A 16,653-nucleotide genomic window follows, 5' to 3' on the forward strand; every position below is an offset into this window, starting at 1 on the left:
ACCCCAGCAACCCCGCACCTCCGGCCCCGCCCGCCGACAACAACGGCGGCACCGGCGGATCAGGCGGCGGCACCGGAGGCAGCGGAGGCGGCACCGGCACAAGCGGCACAGGCACAAGCGGCGGAAGCGGAACAAGCAGCAGCGGAAGCGGAAGCAGCACCGGAAGCAACAGCAGCGAAGGAAGCAGCAGCGAAGGAAGCAGCAGCGAAGGCTCAGGCGGCAGCGCGGACGGCATCAAGATCGAGGCCACAGTAAGCAGCGGGAGCAGCACAAAGGCACCCGCAATCGAGGTAAGCGCGTGACAGCCGCCCGCAATCGCAACCGCAGCCGGTCGCGCCGTCGGATCTTGCCGGCGCCTCGGGTGATGGTGGGCACGCTGCTGCTGGCGTTGTTCGTTGGCGTGCTGGTGGTGCAGGCGTACATCAACTCCGAGTTCACCGCCGACCACAAGGATTCCGAGGTTGGCGATCAGGCGCACGTGCCGGACGCGATTCGCCACGGCGGGCCGATCATCAACACGACCGGGGGGCAGGCCAGTTCCAGCCGGCTGCCCGCCAAGACGATCGCGCTCACCTTCGATGATGGGCCCGATCCGGTGTGGACTCCGAAAGTTCTTCAAGTCTTGAACGAGTACGGCGCACACGGCACCTTTTTCGTGGTCGGCTCGGAGGTGGCCCGGCACCCGGAATTGACCAAGAGCATCACGGATGCCGGCAACGAGGTGGGGCTGCACACCTTCACCCACCCCAACCTTCAGCGGATCGCCCCGTGGCGGCGCAACCTGGAGCTGTCGCAGACCCAGGTTGCCATTGCGCGGGCGGCGAACGTGCGGACCAATCTGGCCCGGTTTCCGTACTCGTCGAAGCCCAATGCCATTGACGACATCAACTGGAAGATCGTCAAGGCGGCCGGCAAGGACGGCTACCTGGTGGTGGTGAACGACAAGGACAGCGAGGACTGGCAGCGGCCCGGCATCGCGGAGATCCTGCGCAACGCGACGCCCGAGGCAGACAGCGGCGCGGTGGTGCTGTTTCACGACTCGGGCGGGGACCGGGCGCAGACCGTGGCGGCGCTGCGTTCGTACATTCCGATGATGCAGTCCCGGGGTTATCGCTTTACGACGGTGACCGAGGGCATGAACCTGGCCATCCAGCAGCAGCAGAAGCAGCCGTTGCTGGCGGTCAACCCGGCCGCGGAGCCCACCGATCGCTGGCGGGGGTCGGCGCTGATCTGGACCGTCCGGCTGGCCGACGCGCTGGTGTGGATCATCGCGGGGCTGTTCCTGGTGGTGGGGCTGCTGACCGTTGGCCGTACCGGATTGTTGCTGCTGCTCGCGACCAAGCATGCCCGGCAGCGGCGCAAGAAGACGTTCAGCTGGGGTCCGCCGGTCACCGAATCGGTATCGGTCATCGTGCCGGCTTACAACGAAAAAGAAGGCATCGAAGCAGCGGTACGTTCCCTGGCCGGCGGCGACTATCCGCACATCGAGGTGGTGGTCGTCGACGACGGCTCGACCGACGGAACGGCGGCCCTGGTCGAGCGCATGCACCTGCCCAACGTGCGGGTCGTGCGGGTGCCCAACGGCGGCAAGGCCAACGCGCTCAACACCGGCGTCGCGCTGGCCCGCAGCAACATCATCGTCACAGTGGACGGCGACACCATCTTCGAACGCGACTCGATCCGCATGCTGGTGCAGCCGTTCGCCGACCCGAGGGTGGGCGCGGTGGCCGGCAACGTCAAGGTCGGCAACCGCAACAACCTGGTCGCCGGGTGGCAGCACATCGAGTACGTGATCGGCTTCAACCTCGACCGGCGGCTGTACGAGGTGCTCAACTGCATGCCGACGGTGCCCGGCGCGATCGGGGCGTTCCGGCGGGAGGCGCTGGACCGGGTCGGCGGGATCAGCGACGAGACACTGGCCGAGGACACCGACGTCACCATGGCGATGCTGCGCGACGGCTGGCGGGTCGTGTACGAGGAACGCGCCAAGGCCTGGACCGAAGCGCCGGCCACCATGGAGCAGCTCTACCGTCAGCGCTACCGCTGGAGCTACGGCACCATGCAGGCGATGTGGAAGCACCGCCGGGCCCTGACCGACTCGGGTGCCTCGGGTCGCTTCGGGCGCGTCGGCCTGCCCTTCCTCGCGCTGTTCGGGTTGGCCCTGCCGTTGCTGGCCCCGGTCGTGGACATCATGCTGGTGTACGGCCTGGTGTTCTGGGAGCTGAAGGAAACCGTCACCGCATGGCTGCTGATGCTGGCCCTGCAACTGTTCACCGCGGCGGTAGCGTTCCGCTTCGACCGGGAATCCATGGTTCCGCTGTGGCGGCTGCCGTTGCAGCAGTTCGCGTACCGGCAGCTCATGTATCTGGTGTTGATGCAGTCGGCGGTGACCGCGTTGACCGGGGGCCGGTTGCGCTGGCACAAGCTGCACCGCGCCGGGCTGACCGGGGCGTCGTCGGTGCCGCCGGTGCAGCGTCCGTTGACCCTGCCGCAGCAGAATGTCGCGCCGGCCGTGGACACCTGGCCGCCGAGCCTGGAGCAGAAGCCGGTGGCTGGGCATCCGGCGGCGGGACGAGCAACCGCCCGGCCCGTGGTGCCGATGCAGACCCAGGTCATGCGGCCCGAGGACCTACCGTCGGCTGGCTCGCCCCCGGGCGGCGGTTCCGGTTCGATCCGTACGCGCGGATGAGAACCAGCCCGCCCCGCTCGATCTGCAGCCGAGCGGGGCGGGCATCTTCCGTTTGAGGGCGTGTCCTAGGCGTCCACGAGCTCGCGCTCGGCGAACGGGAACACGACGTGCAGCGAGGTGCCGTCCCCGGGCCGGTCGGACAGCGCCACCGTGGCATGGTGGGCGTCGAGGATCCGCTTCGCCACGGCCAGGCCACGGTCGGGGCCGGGCACCGCGGACGGGTTCGCGATGGCACCGTAGTACAGGTGCGGGAACAGGTCGGGGCGGGTGCCGCCGGGCAGATCCATGTCGTCCAGCCGCACGGCGGGGCCGGATTCGACCTCGGTGCCCACGCGCACCCGGCCGCCGGTGGGCGTGTATTTCACGGCGGCGAAGAGCAAGTGCATGATGACCTGCTCCAGCCGTACGGGATCAGCGATGATCGGCAGCGACGGCCCGCCGGCTTGGTTGAGGATCCAGATCTGCTTGGTCGCCGCGATCGGCCGCACCGCCTCGACCGCGCGCTGGGTGAGCCGCGTCAAGTCGATCTGGCGCATGTGCAAGCTTTCCGAACCCTGGCCCGATTCGGCCATCGAGGTCAGATGCTCCAGCAGATCGGTGAACTCACGCACGTGCGCGGCGGTGGCTCGCCCGACGAGGTCGGCCAGCTCCGCATTGTGCGTACCCGTATGCCCCAGATCTTGCAGGTAGGTGTGCACCAGCCGCAGCGGCGCGCGCAGCTTGCCGCCCACCAGATCGGCCAGATCGTCCTTGCGGCGTTCGAACTCCTGCAGGCGGGCGGTCGTGTTGGCCAGCGCCACGGCGTAGCGGCGCAACTCGATCTGCGAGGTGACCTGGCGGGCCAGCGCGCGCAGCGCCTGCAACTGCTCGATGCGTAGCTGGCGGGGTGCAGAGTCGACCACGCACAGCGCACCCAGCGGGAACCCATCGGTCGTGATCAGCGGGGCACCGGCGTAGAACCGGACGCCGCCGGCCTCGCCGACCAGCGGATTGTCCGAGAAGCGGGCGTCCTTGGTGGCGTCGGGCACCACCATCAGGTCCTTGCCGAGCATCGCATGCGCGCAGAACGACATGTCCCGCGACGTCTCGGTCAGATCCGTGCCGATCCGCGCCTTGAACCACTGCCGGTCGGCGTCGACCAGGCTGACCAGCGACATCGGTACGCCGCACACGCCGGACGCAAGCGAGACGATGTCGTCGAAGTCCTTTTCCGGTTCCGAGTCGAGGATGCCGAGTTCATAGAGCGCGGCTAGCCGGTCGATTTCGTTCGCAGGCAGGGGTGCTTGCATGGCGGTCACCTCCGGGACTGACTCCAGAGATACCACCCAGAAGTTGCCGGCCTCACAAATCCATCTTTTCAGACCGGCCGGTGACTGACCGCCTCGATGTTGTTCCCGTCCGCGTCGAAGACAAAAGCCGCATAGTAGTTCTCGTGGTAGTGCGTACGCAGACCCGGCGGCCCGTTGTCCACCCCACCGGCGTGCAGAGCGGCAGCGTGGAACGCATCCACCGCTGCGCGGTCGGGCGCGGTGAACGCGAGGTGCACCCGGTGGGTGGGCTCACGCAGCGCCAGCCAGAAACACGGGCGCCCGCTGTCGTCACCGAAGGCGACCAGCTCGGGTTTTTCGGCGACCACCTTGAGGCCCAGCGGACGCAGCGCGTTCTCGTAGAAGTGCCGGCTGTCATCAAGGTGGTGCACCCCGACAACGACATGGTCGATCATCGGCTTCCCCTTCCCGCGTCATCCGCGTCGAACATCGACCGTATAGCGGAGAGGCGCCCGGAGCATGATCGGAGCGCCAAGCGGTGCTCAGTATGCGCCGAGCAGAGCTGCGGCGTGACTGACCTGCACGGTGTGGGTCACGCAATCGAAGCCGTCCACGAGGTGCAGGAGGAAGCCGGTGGGCTCGGCTACGTACCCGGGTGGGGCGTCCGAGCTGAGCAGGAGACCGGCCTGACGCCAGGTGCTGGGAGCCACCGTCACGATCGTGCCCGCGAAGCCCGCGGTGATGGGCCGGTGCACATGCCCGGCCATGATCCGCGCGACGTTGCCGTGCCCGGAGACGACTTCGCGCAGCTCCTCGCCGTCCAGCAGCCGCATCCCGTCGAGGAACGGAATGCCGATGGGTACGGGCGGATGGTGCAGACCGATGAGCGCGGGCACCTCGGGGCGCGCCCCCAGGGTCCGGTCGAGCCACTCCAGTTGCTCGCTACCGAGCCGGCCGGCGGGCGAGCCGGGGATCAAGGAGTCCAAGGCGACCACGGTAAAACCGGGATAGTCGACGGAGTAGTACGGGTTCCCGCCGAACGCCTTCACCATGGCGTCGCGGTCGTCGTGGTTGCCGGTGGTCAGATGCAGGGGCAGCGGGAATTCGCCGATGACCTCCTGAAGGGCGGTGTACTCCTCCTCGAGGCCGTGGTCGGTGAGGTCGCCGGTGACCACGACACAGTCCGGCCGCGGGTCGAGAGCCATCACCCGGGCGAGGGCAAGCTGGAGCCCGGCGGCGGGACCGCCACCCAACGGCCCGGTGGTCAGGTGCGAGTCGCTGAGCTGAGCGATGAAGGACGTCATTCCGTCATGATCTGACGTAGCAGAGCCGAAACAACCAAACGGTCGTAACCACTACAACGACAACATCAAGACAGTCCCACCAGTTTGCGCCGCTCGATAACCTGCTGTAGCTCACTGACGAGCCGCCGCGGCGACAACGGCTTGGGCAGATAGCCATCGGCACCGCAGTCCAGCCCGGCAGTGATGTCATGCATGTGGGCGTTGGCCGACACCATCAGCACGGCCGCGTTGCTGACCTGCGGACTGCGCCGGACCAACTGGCACAACTCCATGCCGTTCAGCGCGGGCATGCGCACGTCAGTCACAATGCCGACCGGCCGGGCCACCTGCAGAATCCGAGCGGCGGTGTTGCCGTCCTTGGCGCCGACAGCCGTGAAACCGGCCCGCTCCAGCGCGTAGGCCAGCATGTCCCGCAGGTCGGCGTCGTCCTCGGCCACCAGAATCAATTTTTCGTTCATGGGCGCGAACATCGGCGGGCAACCTCGATCCTCCAGCGAGATCACGGTTGCATCAGGGGAGCAGCCGGCAGCCCCAACATATCGATCGAGACAACAGCCGCGCGCCCCTGCTGCATCCCGCGACGCACCGGGGCAGACTGCACGGATGCTGGGACGAAACTCATCGCACTTCTGGGGCGTAGTGCTCGAGACTCCCGACCCCCGCGCCCTGGCCGAGTTCTACGCGGACCTGATGGACTGGAAAATAGTCAAGGACGAACCGGACTTCGTGGCGGTCGCCCCGCTGGGTGACCACGTGGAGTACCTGGCCTTCCAACGCTCGCCGGACTACGAGCAGCCAACCTGGCCCAACAAGTCCCACAAGCAGCAGATGCAGATGCACCTGGACATCGAGGTCCCCGACCTGGAAACAGCAGTCCAAGCAGCAACGAAGGCCGGGGCAACCCAAGCGGAAATCCAACCCCAGGACACGGTACGAGTAATGCTCGACCCCGCCGGCCACCCCTTCTGCCTCTACGTGGACACCAAGCCATGAACTTCGCAGGCCCCCACCGCCGACCGCTGGCCTGACCGGTCCTGGTTCGGTGGGGAAGCCGCTGGTCAGGCCGCTCCCCCACCGCTGGCGCCGAAGATCAGAGCGCCGCCTTGCGTATCTTTCAGGCGGGCAGTGCCCATTTCTGGTTGGCCGCGCCGGTGCAGTCCCAGATCTGCAGCGGTGTGCCGTCGGCCGAGCTGGGGCCGGCGGCGTCCACGCACCTACCCGAGTTCTGAGCGACCAGCTGACCCCCGGTTGCCGTGAACTTCTGGTTGGCACCGGCGGCACAGTCCCAGATCTGCAACCGAGTGCCATTGGCGGTGCCGGCATCCTTGACATCCAGGCACTTGCCCAGGGCGCGCAGCGTGCCGTCCGTGCCCACCGTCCATTGTTGAGCAGCGGAGCCGTTGCAGGTGTAGAGCTGTACGGCCGTTCCGTTGACCGCACTTCCTCCGGCCACGTCGACGCACTTGCCGCCGTAGCCGGTGATGGCGCCGGTCCGGCCGCTGGGCGGCGGGGTGGTGCCTCCGGCGCCGTTCCAGGTGAAGGTCGCCATCGCGCCGGCCGGCAGGGAATACCCGAACGACGAACCCTGGTACGAGACCTGGAAGTTCTGCGTCCCACCGGTGTTGATCGCCACCAGCACGATGGTGCCATCGGGGTTGCGGAACGCCACGTTCTCGATGCCGCCCTGGCCGTACCCGGTGGAGTCGATGCGGACCGCGCCCGGCTGAACGAACTTGCTGAGGTGTCCAAGCACGTAATACTCGGCGTTGTACGACACGTTCCCGCCGTTGACCGTGGTCACGCCCATGCAGTTGGTGCAGCTACCGATCACCGGGCCGTGGTTGGCGTCCAGCGCCATGTTCCACGTCGTGACGGTTCGAGCCCAGTTGCGGGTCGCACCGATCGCCAGGTTGCGGCCCTGCCACCAGAGCGAGTCGGCGAAGGTGTTGGCGGACTCGGTGCCGGAGCACTCGGTGAAGAAGATGTCCTTGTTCGGCTGGGCGTTGTGCACGACGGACTGCGCACTGGGGTCACCGCCGTAGCAGTGCCAGGCCGAGCCTGCCACGTTGGCACCCGCGCCGCTGTTGACCTGCTGGGCGTACGAGGTGTTGTCCCAGTTGTGATCCCAGCCGAGAATCTTGGTGCTCAGCCCGGCCGCGGCCAGCTTGGGCGCCAGGTTGTTGATGATGGCGGTCTGCTGGGTGGCCGACATCAGCATCCCTGGGTAACCCGGCGGTGAGAACTGCGGTTCGTTCTGCACACTCAGGTAGGCGATCGGGGCGCCGGCAGCCTGGTACGCCTGCACGAACTTGACCAGGTAATCGGCGTACACCCCGATGTTGGCGTCGCGCAGCGAGCCGCCGATGAGGTTGTTGTTGTCCTTCATCCAGGCGGGCGCACTCCATGGCGTGGCCATGATGGAGAGCTTGGGGTTGAGCTGCCGCGCCTGGGTGATCAGCGGCAGGATGTAGCTCTGGTCGTGCGCGATGGAGAACCGGGAGAGGCTGGGGTCGGCAGCTCCGTCGTCATAGGTGTAGAAGGAACGCGAGAAGTCGGTGGCGCCGATCGGCTGGCGCAGCCAGCTCAGCCCGATGCCACTACCGGGGCTGAACAGCGCGTTCATGATGCTGGTGCGCTGCGAGGAGTTGAAGACGTTGTAGGCGGCAGCGTCGGTGAAAGAAGCACCGAAGCCAACCATCGACTGGTAGGTGGTGCCGGGATTGACCGTGATGACGTTGCCGCTGCCGCCGGTGCCGAATGAGACGCCGGCCTGTGGCTTGAGCAGGTTGCTCTTGTCGGGCGTGGTCAGCCAGACATTGGCCGTGGTCGCCGCCAGGGACGCAGTCGCGGTAGCAGCGACGAATCCGGCTGACGCCGCGAGGGTGACGCCCGCGGCGCACATGGCCATCAAGCGTCGACCAGAACCGCGGTTGGTGGGGAAGTTGCCGAGGCACAGACTCCGCATAGGAATCCCTTCCAAGAATGAAACAGAATGTAACAGAAGGTGTTGCTTTCCTTAATCTCCATGACACATTCGCTCTTCTCGCTTGTCAAGGGCGCTGAAATGAACCACTTGCCGCTGGAATTGTGAAACAAATGCTGTAACAAAAGGAGAGTGGACAGGGCTTGGGCCAACCCGTGCCGGACATCAAGCCCCACCGGCGGTTCCGGCCGGGGGCGCCCCGGACGCCCATCGGCTCCGATCAAGCCGTCACCAGCGCTTGCCGGTGGTTCAGAGAGGGCTGAGAACCCGCTCGGCCAAATAAAAAGGCTCCGGTCGGCGTTAACGCCGATCAGAGCCTTGAAGGGTGGAGCTGTGGGGATTTGAACCCCATAGACCACCGAGCCCCACCGGGCCATCGATGTTGATCGAATAGGCGCTCTAAGCTGGCGATATCTTTCGACATCTGACGGTAGCTGCCATGGCTTTCCGCGCCGGGCTGTGCCCGAGCTGTGCCCGTTGATCTTGGAAACTGCCGCTCTGGCGAGGGAGACCCTGTCAGTCGTTCGGCGGCCGGTCGTACTCCGCGATCGTCGCCTTCGTCGCTGCGGCCTGGTAGTCGAGCCGCCAAGGTCCCGTGTTGACCTCACCGTCCTTGCCGTGACCGACCCACTTGCCGGCCAGACGGGCGCCGCTCGGGTCGGCGACCAGCTGGATACCGCCGACGTAGCGCTTGCCGCGGTAGTAGCCGGTCTTGTCGGTGTCCTCGACCCACGTTCCGGTCAGGACGACACCGTCGATGGCCAGGTCCATGCTCATCGTGGATGAGGCCGAGCCGAGCAGGCTGCGGACGCTGGCGCTGCTGCCATCCTGCTGGAGCACCACGAAATGCTGCCCGGCGTAGGTCTCTTCCCTCGACGACGAGAAGTACTCGTAGCGGGACAGCCAAATGCCTGCGTAATCGCTGGCCGGCGGACGCGCCGGGGCCGTCGAGATCGGCGGGAACCTGATCTCAAGGTCGTGCCCACCGCGCCCATCCTCAACGACGATGCGGTTCTTGTCAGGCGGGAAGCCGAGCTGCTCGACAGGCAGCCCCAGGCTGCTTTGCAGCCTGCGGACTTGGGCCGGTTGCGGCCGGGGCGGATCGGCATCCTCCCAGCGCTGCCACGTTCGTTTGGTCACCTCGGCCAGCACTGCCGCTTCCTCCTGCGTGAGGTTGCGCGCGACGCGGGCCGCAACGAGGGCGAGGTTTTTCGACATGCGACCACGATATGCCGCATGTCGCTGGAATGTCGCCATGCTTTCGTCGGCCTGACGCCCCATATGTCGTCGTCATCCGCGCCCCGAACAGCGCTAATAGATGTATGACGACATTGAAAGCACTGCACCTCAACGAAAGACAACCGGCCTGCCGTTATTGACGAAGACCACGGATGACGGTCTTGACCGTAGCGAGCGAGACGCCGGCAGCCTCAGCGATTGCCGGCACCGTGTGCTTGGTCGACAGGCGAACGTCCCGGATTAGATCGTCTCGGGCACCGCGCGCCACTTCCAGCTCCTGCTCGGCGGCCCGCACACGGGCGCCTGATTTCTGGAGATCTTCGAGGGTCGCCATAACCCAGAAGTCTACAAGGTAGACAGCTAGCCGCACTACGGCTGGACAGCTAGCCGCTAGCCGGTTAGCCTATGTGCAACAAACGGCCTCGACAGGGCTCCACCCCCGCCGAGGCCAGCACTTCCGTCCCATCGCTGAATGGAGTACGAAGATGCAGGTCAAGGGTATCCCGCTTCCGGCGGATGCGGAATCACGTGGTGCGGACTGGCCTTCGGCCGGGGGGCCGTCGGCGGTGGAGCTGGCGGCGATTGAGGCGGAGTTGGAGCCGGTTCCGGACGCGGTCGATTGGCAGCGGTGGGCCGACGACCTGACCCACGACGTTCCGGCACTGGTGGAGGCGGTAGCCGCTTTTGGGGAGCGGGTGCCGCCGTCTGCGGCGACGGTGCGCCGCTGGCAGGACTTGTCATCGACGGCGTTGGTCGAGCTGGCGGTTGCCGGGCATCTGGACGCGTTGGACCCGCTGTTTCGCCGGTTCGACGCGCAGTTGCAGCGGGCCGCGTTGCGACGGGCCGAGAACAACGCCCCGGTGGCCGATGAGGCGATCTCAGCGACCTGGGAGCGGTGCGTTGCAACGGTCGGTTCGTGGGGCCAGCGGGTCCGCACGGAAGACGATTTACGGCGCTGGCTGTTCGGCACGCTGAAGGCCGAGGTCCGGCGGGCATTCGCGGCCCGCTGGCGGGAGGTCCCGGCACGTGAGGACTGGGTGTTCGAGGTAGGTACGCCGGTCGCTACGCCGGCCGAGGCTGCGCAGCTCTCCGAGGAGCGTCGTGACCTGCTGGCTCGACTGACTGAGGGGATGGCGGCGCTGTCCCACAAGCAGCGCTGGTGCCTGCGTTTGCAGGCTGAGGGCATGGATGCCGCTCAGGTCGCGGACAGGACCGGGCTGAGCACGGAGCAGGTCCGCAAGAACTGGACCCTCGCGACGATGCGGCTGCGGCGGATGCTGGCCGATCCGCTGGCCGACGCCACCGCCGGGCAGCTTGCCGACGCGGCTCGGACGTTGCCGAAGCCGCTGTGTGAGGTGATGACGCTGCGGTTGCAGGGGGTCAGCCGTCCAGAGATCGCGGCGCGGACCGGGCTGCCGGTGAGCACTGTGCATGGGCGGCTTGACTCCGCGCGGGAGCTGATGCGGCGCCGGATGCTGGAACCGGCCACGTCCGGGGTTGTCGACATGCAGGCTGCGCGGCAGCGCACCGAGGCCCGGCGGGCACAACTGGTCGCGGCGGCTGAGCAGCTCCCGACCGGTCAGCGTGAGGTGGCGCTCCTGCGCATCGAGGGCCTGCGCGCGACCGAGGTCGCCCAGCAGCTCGGTATGAACCGCAAGACCGTCGTGTCGTCCTGGGGGCGGGCACGGGAGAAGTTCGCGCGCGTCGGCCTGGACGTGGCCGCCGACACCGGTCTCGACGTCACCGGCCGCGGTGTTCGCCCCCGGGCCGCCTGAGCGATAGGGCACCTGCCGCCCGTCCGGCCTGACCACGTTCCCCTTTGCGCGCCGTGTTCCTTGACAACTCCACAGGGCACCACCATGACGCGTCGAGACGCGTGTAGACGTGGGGCGGAAAGCGTCTCGACGCGACCGGAAATGATCGACCCCGGGGTTTCCGCCCCACCCGGAACCCGGAGACCCATGAGGCGGAAGTTTCCGTGATGGCGCAACGGAAACTTCCGCCTCTGACGCTCGTAGCGCCGACCGGAAATCGGTGGGGATGATGGCTAGGCTACGCGCCTGGTGTCGCGGTTAGACCATGATAGGCCCGCCTTCGGCGGACTCATTTTCTGGCGCAAGCGCCGTCGTTCGTAGCGCATCGAGCCGCCGTTGCGCTGGCCACGACTCGGCCTCGATTGAGATGAGCCGCGCGCCGCGCCGGGTGGCTGAGGTCCGGATCGGGCGGCGGGGGCATCTCGGTTCTCAGCCCCGTATCGAGCTGGTGGAGCGGACCTCACCGGACCGGTGAAAACAGGCTCATGTTGAGATGCCCCCGCCGCCCCGCCCCTCAGCTCGGCCCACGATGTCGGGGGCGGGCTCATCTCAGCTCTAACCCGGACCCGAGTCCCGGCCGCACCGGGCGTCCCTTCCCCGCACCGGCACCGTGGCGGGACACGACGCGTCGCGCCCAGCTCGGCTCGATGCGTCGCACGCGGCCACGCTCGACAGCTTTGGCGGCGCCAGCCGACGCGGTACGGCCCTCTCCGGAGGAGGTCAAGCCGTACAAGCCGTACCGCAGCCCTGTTTTCGCAGCTCAGCCCCGGTACGGCTTGAAGGGGCTCGGTACGGCTAAGCCGTACCGCGCCGGCCGCAAGCCGTACGTGTGGATCTTTCGGTACGGCTAAGCCGTACCGGGGGCACGAAAGCCGTACACGGGCTGAGCAGGCAAAACGTAGATCCGGTACGGCTTGTACGGCTTGGTACGGCTCCCAGCAAAACACCAAGCCGTACCGGCCCGCGCCAGGCGCCCACAAGCCGTACCAAGCCGTACGCCAGGCGTTTTCCCAGCTCAGAAGCTTGATCAAGCCGTCACACGGCCTCATCAGCCGTACTAGTGGATCTTTCGGTACGGCTAAGCCGTACCGGGCCTTTTCAAGCCGCACCCGGGCTGAGCTGCGAAAACAGGGCTGCGGTACGGCTTGTACGGCTTGACCCCCCCGGGCAGGGGGTAGAGCCCGGCTCTCGCGGTGCATCCGACGAGATCGGCGACCACAGAGACCGACGGAGCGCACCGGATCGACAGCTCCGCACCACGACGCACCGGCTAAGGCAGATTTTGGTTCTACGCGGCTTTCAGCGGGCCGCCACGGACTGCCTGACCGGTCGAGCACCATCCGCAACCTATTGCGGTGCAACACAATCCGTTCTGTCCTAATTGGAGGAATGCAGTGCAAAAACCGACCCAGCACACCACGCCCGGCTTCCCCTGGTCGACCGAGCACACCTACCCCGACACCCTCCCCGACGACACCCCGACCGTCCTCGACTTCGCCGACACCGCCCGAGCCATGACCGCCGCCGAACTCGCTGAGCTGGCCCCGCCCGACCGCGCCGAGATCGAACGCTTCCGCCAGACCGACCACACCCGGCACGCCCCCACCGAGCCGGCCGACCCGAAGGGCCATCGATGACCAACGTCGTCAACCTCACCCCCGCCACCAACGCGGCCGACACCCTGCCCGAGGCGACCGCGGCCGACGTCGTGGCCGCCTTCACCCGCGCCGAACCCGCCGAGCTGACACCCGAACTGCGGGCCGAGATCGGGCACCACCACCGCCGCCGCACCGCCTGACCCGGAGCCCTGCCGACCTTCACGCTCGGCACGATCGAATTTCTCCGGCCCGCCGCGTCGTCTGGGCCAGGCCCATCCCCCGCCAGCGCCCTCGCGTCACTTTGCGTAACGACGCGAGAGCGCACTTCACGGAATTCACGCAAGATCACGTGAAGTGCTGAAAACCCGGTCTATGCGTGCGCGTGCGCGCGAGGCGTGAAGTCCCTCCGTGAAATCCCACGCGATCTTGCGTGAAGTCACGTCCTGTAACGAAGGCTCATTCCCAGCATTTGGAGGCAAGACCCCATGCGGACCAAGTCGGCGACCGCTTCGGACACCAGCAATATCGATTTGATAATACCGAAAGAGCTCTGGACCATCGAGGACACCGCTGCGTTCCTCCGCGTTCCGACCGGCACTCTCTACCAGTGGCGGCACCGCCGGAAGGGACCGCCCGCAGCCAAGATCGGAAAGCACCTCCGCTACGACCCGGCCGCGGTCCGGGCCTGGGTCACGGATCAGGCGGCCTGATGACCGTCGACGATCTCTGGTATCGGACGAAGCGCGGCCCGGACAACGAGCGGCTGCCCACCCAGCGGCACGGCCGTGGAAAGCGGTGGCGGGTCAGGTACGTCGATGCGGCCGGCGAGGGCCGAGAGCGGCTGTTCGAGCGCAAGACGGATGCGGAGGCGTTCGACCTTAGCGCCCGGACCGGTTCCGCACCCGAGACGAAGCTGGCCCAGTCCGAGCGGCACATCACCTTCCGCGAGTACGCCGAGCGCTGGCGGCACTCGCGGAAGGTGAGCCAAGCGCTCGATTACCAGCGGCATCTGGACTCCCGGCTGCGACACCACCACTACCCGTACTTCGGCAACCGAGCCATGCGCGGAATCAACGTGACGGACGTCCTAGAGTGGATCACCAAGCTGATCATCGCCGAGGTCGCTCAGTCGTCCCTGAAGACCTACTTCGACGTCCTCAACGTGATCATGAACGCCGCCGTCGTCGACAAGGTCATCCCCGACAACCCCTGCAAAGCGGTCCGGCTCTCGGCGATCCTGCGAGGATTCACCCGGGTGCCGAAGTGGGTGCCGACCACCGACCAGACGGCCGCCCTGTTCGCCGTCGTGCCGCCCCAGTACAAGGCCGCGGTCTGGCTCGGCGCGGGCGAGGGCATGCGGATCGGCGAGGTGCTCGGGGCCGAGAACGGCGCACGTTGCATCGACCCCGCCGAACATGAGGTCCACGTCGTCCAGCAGCTCCGCTTCCACAAGCAGGCGTACGGCGGCTTCTACCTCGCCCCGCCCAAGTCCGGCTCAGTCGGCGACATCGACCTCGACGACGCGGTCGCAGCGGCGATCACGGAGCACGTCCTCCGGTTCCCACCGGCGGCCGTGGAGCTGCCGGACATCACGCGGGGCACCCCGGACCCGGGCAAACCCGCCACACGGCGCCTGGTCGAGCTGCTGTTCACCGACGAGTTCGGCCGGCCGATCCATGACCAGGCGTGGTCGAAGCTCTGGGCGCAGTGGCGAGCCGCAGCCGGCTGGCCGCAGGCAGGTACGTTCCACTCGCTCCGGCACTACTTCGCGACCGCACTGATCACGGCGAACGTCGACCCGACAGACGTGCAGAACGCGCTGCGGCACTCCAGCCTCCGGATCACCCTGGAGACCTACGTGCATTGGTGGCCGAAGAAAGAGCGGCTGCGCAACATCGTGGGAACGGGCCTGCTCGCGGCAACGGCGCAGCTCCGGAAAGGTCAATTCCAGACCTGAATTGGTCTCAAGAAATCTTCATCCAGATGGCCAAACAGCCTCACAAACGGGACGCGGCCCGCACCAGTCGATGCGGGCCGCGTGGTGAAGCTGAGCGGGAACTTACTTGCCACTCTTGTTCTTCGACGGGTCAACCAGCTTCCAGGAGCCGCCCTTCGGCGTCGGCGGAAGAGTGCGACCCTTCGAGATGGTCGTCTCAGAGCCGCCCTTGGTGGGCCGGTACTGCCCCGAGGCGGGAGCGGGCTTTCCCGGGTTGGTAGCGCTTGACTTTGCCACGACTACTCCTCATTCATCCGAACGCGGAGCACTCGTCAGGGGCACTCTCTTCACTCAGAGAGGGCGGCCCTGCTAGAGTCCGAACTTCCTAGGTAGCGGACCCGGCGAGTGCTCAAGACCCGACACTCGTCGGGTTTTTCGCGTCTAGGAAGACGCTAGACAAGCACACGGTCTTCCACAAGTACGCCGCGCCGCGTTCCAGACGACACGCCGGTTACTACATGTGGGGGGTGCCGGTGGGACCTAGTCACTAGATGTGGACAACTGTGACGGGTTATCCACAGGTAACGTGAAGCTCTTTCCGAGCACGTGTTCGATGTCCGTGTTTGTCACGATTCTTACCCTCGATTTCTTCTCGTGTAGCTCGTCCTACTGTGGATGACTCTGTGGGTAACGAGAGGGATCCATGGGCTGCCGTCGATCAACACCATCACATCGATCAATTTGTGATCTAAGACACTCCGCTCATGAAGACCAGATAACCAGACGTCGTCAGGGAGCAGGACGGCCCACCTGAGGGCGCGCATTTCGCCCGTGCGCCGCAACTACGCCACTCTGCTCCTAGAGCGTCCGCAGCGGATCCAATAGGGCGCTACGGGTCCGCAGACCTGCGAACAACCCAGCCCGGGACACTGAAAATCCACTGGTGGCCCAAGAAGAATTGCGAAGAAACGCCATTGGCTCCGGGGTTCACGACTACCCGAGAATCTGAGCAGCACAGAGGCAGGTCGCCCCTATCATGTGCTCACACTGTGCCCAACAATCTTGATCCTGCGTTTCTGCAGGTCAAGACGTTGAAGGGTGGAGCTGTGGGGATTTGAACCCCAGACCCCCTCGATGCGAACGAGGTGCGCTACCAGACTGCGCCACAGCCCCCCAGTCCCGTAGGACCGAGAAAAGATTAACAGGTCCCTCACCGGTACCGCGAACCGCCCCTCCCAGGGTTTACGCCGGGTAGGCACTTCCCCTTCCTCCGGCCTCGTACGCTCGCCCGCGCAACCCTCCGGCCCTGCGGTAGGACACCGAAGCCCCGTTAACTGCAATGGGCAACTCGGACGGATCCCGGTCCAACCCCATGGCCGTACGGCGGACAGCTTCTTTTTGGGCGGCTAGCCGGCGTTGAGCCTCACGCCGGGCAGCGGCGCGCCGGGCTTGCGAGCGCCGCACCTCGGCCTGGCGGGCAGCGAGCCAGGCCGCTTCCCGCGCCTCGAAGCGCTGGCGCTTCTTATCCGCGATGGCGCGGTTGCGGAGGTGGACGAGGTAGGCGCCGAGCAGGCCAGCAGTCACCCCGAAGCTGATCCAGAAGCCGGGGCTCACCGCGAGCACACCGACCAGCTCGATCACGTTGAGCAGCAGCAGCGCGGCGAATACCCGGCGGCGGCGGACCACGGCGGGGGTGTGCCGGCGCAGGGGGCGGCGGCGGACGGGCCGGCGGGACGTGACCACTTGCAGGCGGCGCGCGGGTGGGGTTTCCGTGGCGGGGTCGGGCGTGGGGCTCGCAGGTTCACCCGTTAGGGTCCGCGAC

Annotated in this window: 17 protein-coding genes and 1 tRNA gene; 7 read left to right on the top strand and 11 right to left on the bottom strand. The window is 66.7% G+C overall.

Annotated elements, in window-relative coordinates; all coding sequences use genetic code 11:
- On the bottom strand, positions 1-235 hold a 235-nt coding region (locus tag TFC3_RS39745), incomplete at its 3' end, for a hypothetical protein (RefSeq protein WP_236718516.1).
- Positions 236-364: 129 nt separating this feature from the next.
- On the opposite strand from TFC3_RS39745, the gene TFC3_RS29705 reads away from it, so the two are divergent.
- Entirely contained in the window at positions 365-2,689 is a 2,325-nt protein-coding gene (locus TFC3_RS29705) for a bifunctional polysaccharide deacetylase/glycosyltransferase family 2 protein (protein WP_236718605.1), read from the top strand.
- A gap of 65 nt (positions 2,690-2,754) precedes the next feature.
- Here the strand turns inward: TFC3_RS29705 and TFC3_RS29710 are convergent, their stop codons facing one another.
- The 4 genes from TFC3_RS29710 to TFC3_RS29725 form a co-directional block, all read right to left on the bottom strand.
- On the bottom strand, positions 2,755-3,978 hold the full coding sequence (locus TFC3_RS29710) for a GAF domain-containing protein (RefSeq protein WP_067509837.1): 1,224 nt from the start codon (positions 3,976-3,978) through the stop codon (positions 2,755-2,757).
- A gap of 68 nt (positions 3,979-4,046) precedes the next feature.
- Positions 4,047-4,412, bottom strand: coding sequence for a VOC family protein (locus TFC3_RS29715; protein WP_067508661.1), 366 nt, complete (start codon positions 4,410-4,412; stop codon positions 4,047-4,049).
- Between the two features lie 87 nt (positions 4,413-4,499).
- Entirely contained in the window at positions 4,500-5,261 is a 762-nt protein-coding gene (locus tag TFC3_RS29720) for a phosphodiesterase (RefSeq protein WP_067508663.1), read from the bottom strand.
- A 65-nt stretch (positions 5,262-5,326) separates the two neighbouring features.
- Entirely contained in the window at positions 5,327-5,764 is a 438-nt protein-coding gene (locus tag TFC3_RS29725) for a response regulator transcription factor (RefSeq protein WP_236718517.1), read from the bottom strand.
- A 100-nt stretch (positions 5,765-5,864) separates the two neighbouring features.
- On the opposite strand from TFC3_RS29725, the gene TFC3_RS29730 reads away from it, so the two are divergent.
- Positions 5,865-6,254: a VOC family protein gene (locus tag TFC3_RS29730; protein WP_067508665.1), complete on the top strand. Its 390-nt coding sequence runs from the start codon at positions 5,865-5,867 to the stop codon at positions 6,252-6,254.
- A gap of 121 nt (positions 6,255-6,375) precedes the next feature.
- Here the strand turns inward: TFC3_RS29730 and TFC3_RS39750 are convergent, their stop codons facing one another.
- From TFC3_RS39750 to TFC3_RS37485, 3 genes are all read right to left on the bottom strand, one after another.
- Positions 6,376-8,226: an RICIN domain-containing protein gene (locus TFC3_RS39750; RefSeq protein ID WP_153040537.1), complete on the bottom strand. Its 1,851-nt coding sequence runs from the start codon at positions 8,224-8,226 to the stop codon at positions 6,376-6,378.
- 534 nt (positions 8,227-8,760) lie between these two features.
- The gene (locus TFC3_RS29740; protein ID WP_201787286.1) at positions 8,761-9,525 is read right to left on the bottom strand and encodes a helix-turn-helix transcriptional regulator; all 765 of its coding nucleotides are present in this window, start codon (positions 9,523-9,525) and stop codon (positions 8,761-8,763) included.
- Between the two features lie 91 nt (positions 9,526-9,616).
- Positions 9,617-9,817, bottom strand: coding sequence for a hypothetical protein (locus tag TFC3_RS37485; protein WP_153040538.1), 201 nt, complete (start codon positions 9,815-9,817; stop codon positions 9,617-9,619).
- A gap of 151 nt (positions 9,818-9,968) precedes the next feature.
- Here TFC3_RS37485 and TFC3_RS29745 point away from each other — a divergent pair, with 151 nt between their 5' ends.
- The 5 genes from TFC3_RS29745 to TFC3_RS29760 all read left to right on the top strand — a co-directional run bounded on the left by TFC3_RS29745 (position 9,969) and on the right by TFC3_RS29760 (position 14,852).
- Positions 9,969-11,258 (top strand): sigma factor-like helix-turn-helix DNA-binding protein, encoded by a 1,290-nt coding sequence (locus TFC3_RS29745; RefSeq protein WP_067508671.1) that lies wholly within the window; start codon positions 9,969-9,971, stop codon positions 11,256-11,258.
- A gap of 1,433 nt (positions 11,259-12,691) precedes the next feature.
- Positions 12,692-12,934 carry a hypothetical protein gene (locus TFC3_RS29750; protein ID WP_067508673.1) on the top strand — a complete coding sequence of 81 codons (243 nt, stop codon included), beginning with the start codon at positions 12,692-12,694 and terminating at the stop codon, positions 12,932-12,934.
- Positions 12,931-13,095: a hypothetical protein gene (locus tag TFC3_RS38290; protein WP_161952702.1), complete on the top strand. Its 165-nt coding sequence runs from the start codon at positions 12,931-12,933 to the stop codon at positions 13,093-13,095. The genes TFC3_RS29750 and TFC3_RS38290 overlap by 4 nt, the downstream gene beginning before the upstream one ends.
- Before the next feature lie 285 nt (positions 13,096-13,380).
- The gene (locus tag TFC3_RS29755) at positions 13,381-13,605 is read left to right on the top strand and encodes a helix-turn-helix domain-containing protein (RefSeq protein ID WP_082772602.1); all 225 of its coding nucleotides are present in this window, start codon (positions 13,381-13,383) and stop codon (positions 13,603-13,605) included.
- On the top strand, positions 13,605-14,852 hold the full coding sequence (locus TFC3_RS29760; protein WP_082772603.1) for a site-specific integrase: 1,248 nt from the start codon (positions 13,605-13,607) through the stop codon (positions 14,850-14,852). The genes TFC3_RS29755 and TFC3_RS29760 overlap by 1 nt, the downstream gene beginning before the upstream one ends.
- 102 nt (positions 14,853-14,954) lie before the next feature.
- Here TFC3_RS29760 and TFC3_RS38620 read toward each other — a convergent pair whose 3' ends face one another.
- From TFC3_RS38620 to TFC3_RS29770, 3 genes are all read right to left on the bottom strand, one after another.
- Positions 14,955-15,128, bottom strand: coding sequence for a hypothetical protein (locus TFC3_RS38620; RefSeq protein WP_173745414.1), 174 nt, complete (start codon positions 15,126-15,128; stop codon positions 14,955-14,957).
- An 802-nt stretch (positions 15,129-15,930) separates the two neighbouring features.
- Positions 15,931-16,004, bottom strand: a tRNA-Ala gene (locus tag TFC3_RS29765).
- Between the two features lie 69 nt (positions 16,005-16,073).
- Positions 16,074-16,653: hypothetical protein (locus TFC3_RS29770; protein ID WP_236718519.1), on the bottom strand; the 580-nt coding region annotated here is incomplete at its 5' end.

The sequence above is a fragment of the Actinoplanes sp. TFC3 genome (assembly GCF_001553785.1).
Classification (GTDB): domain Bacteria; phylum Actinomycetota; class Actinomycetes; order Mycobacteriales; family Micromonosporaceae; genus Actinoplanes.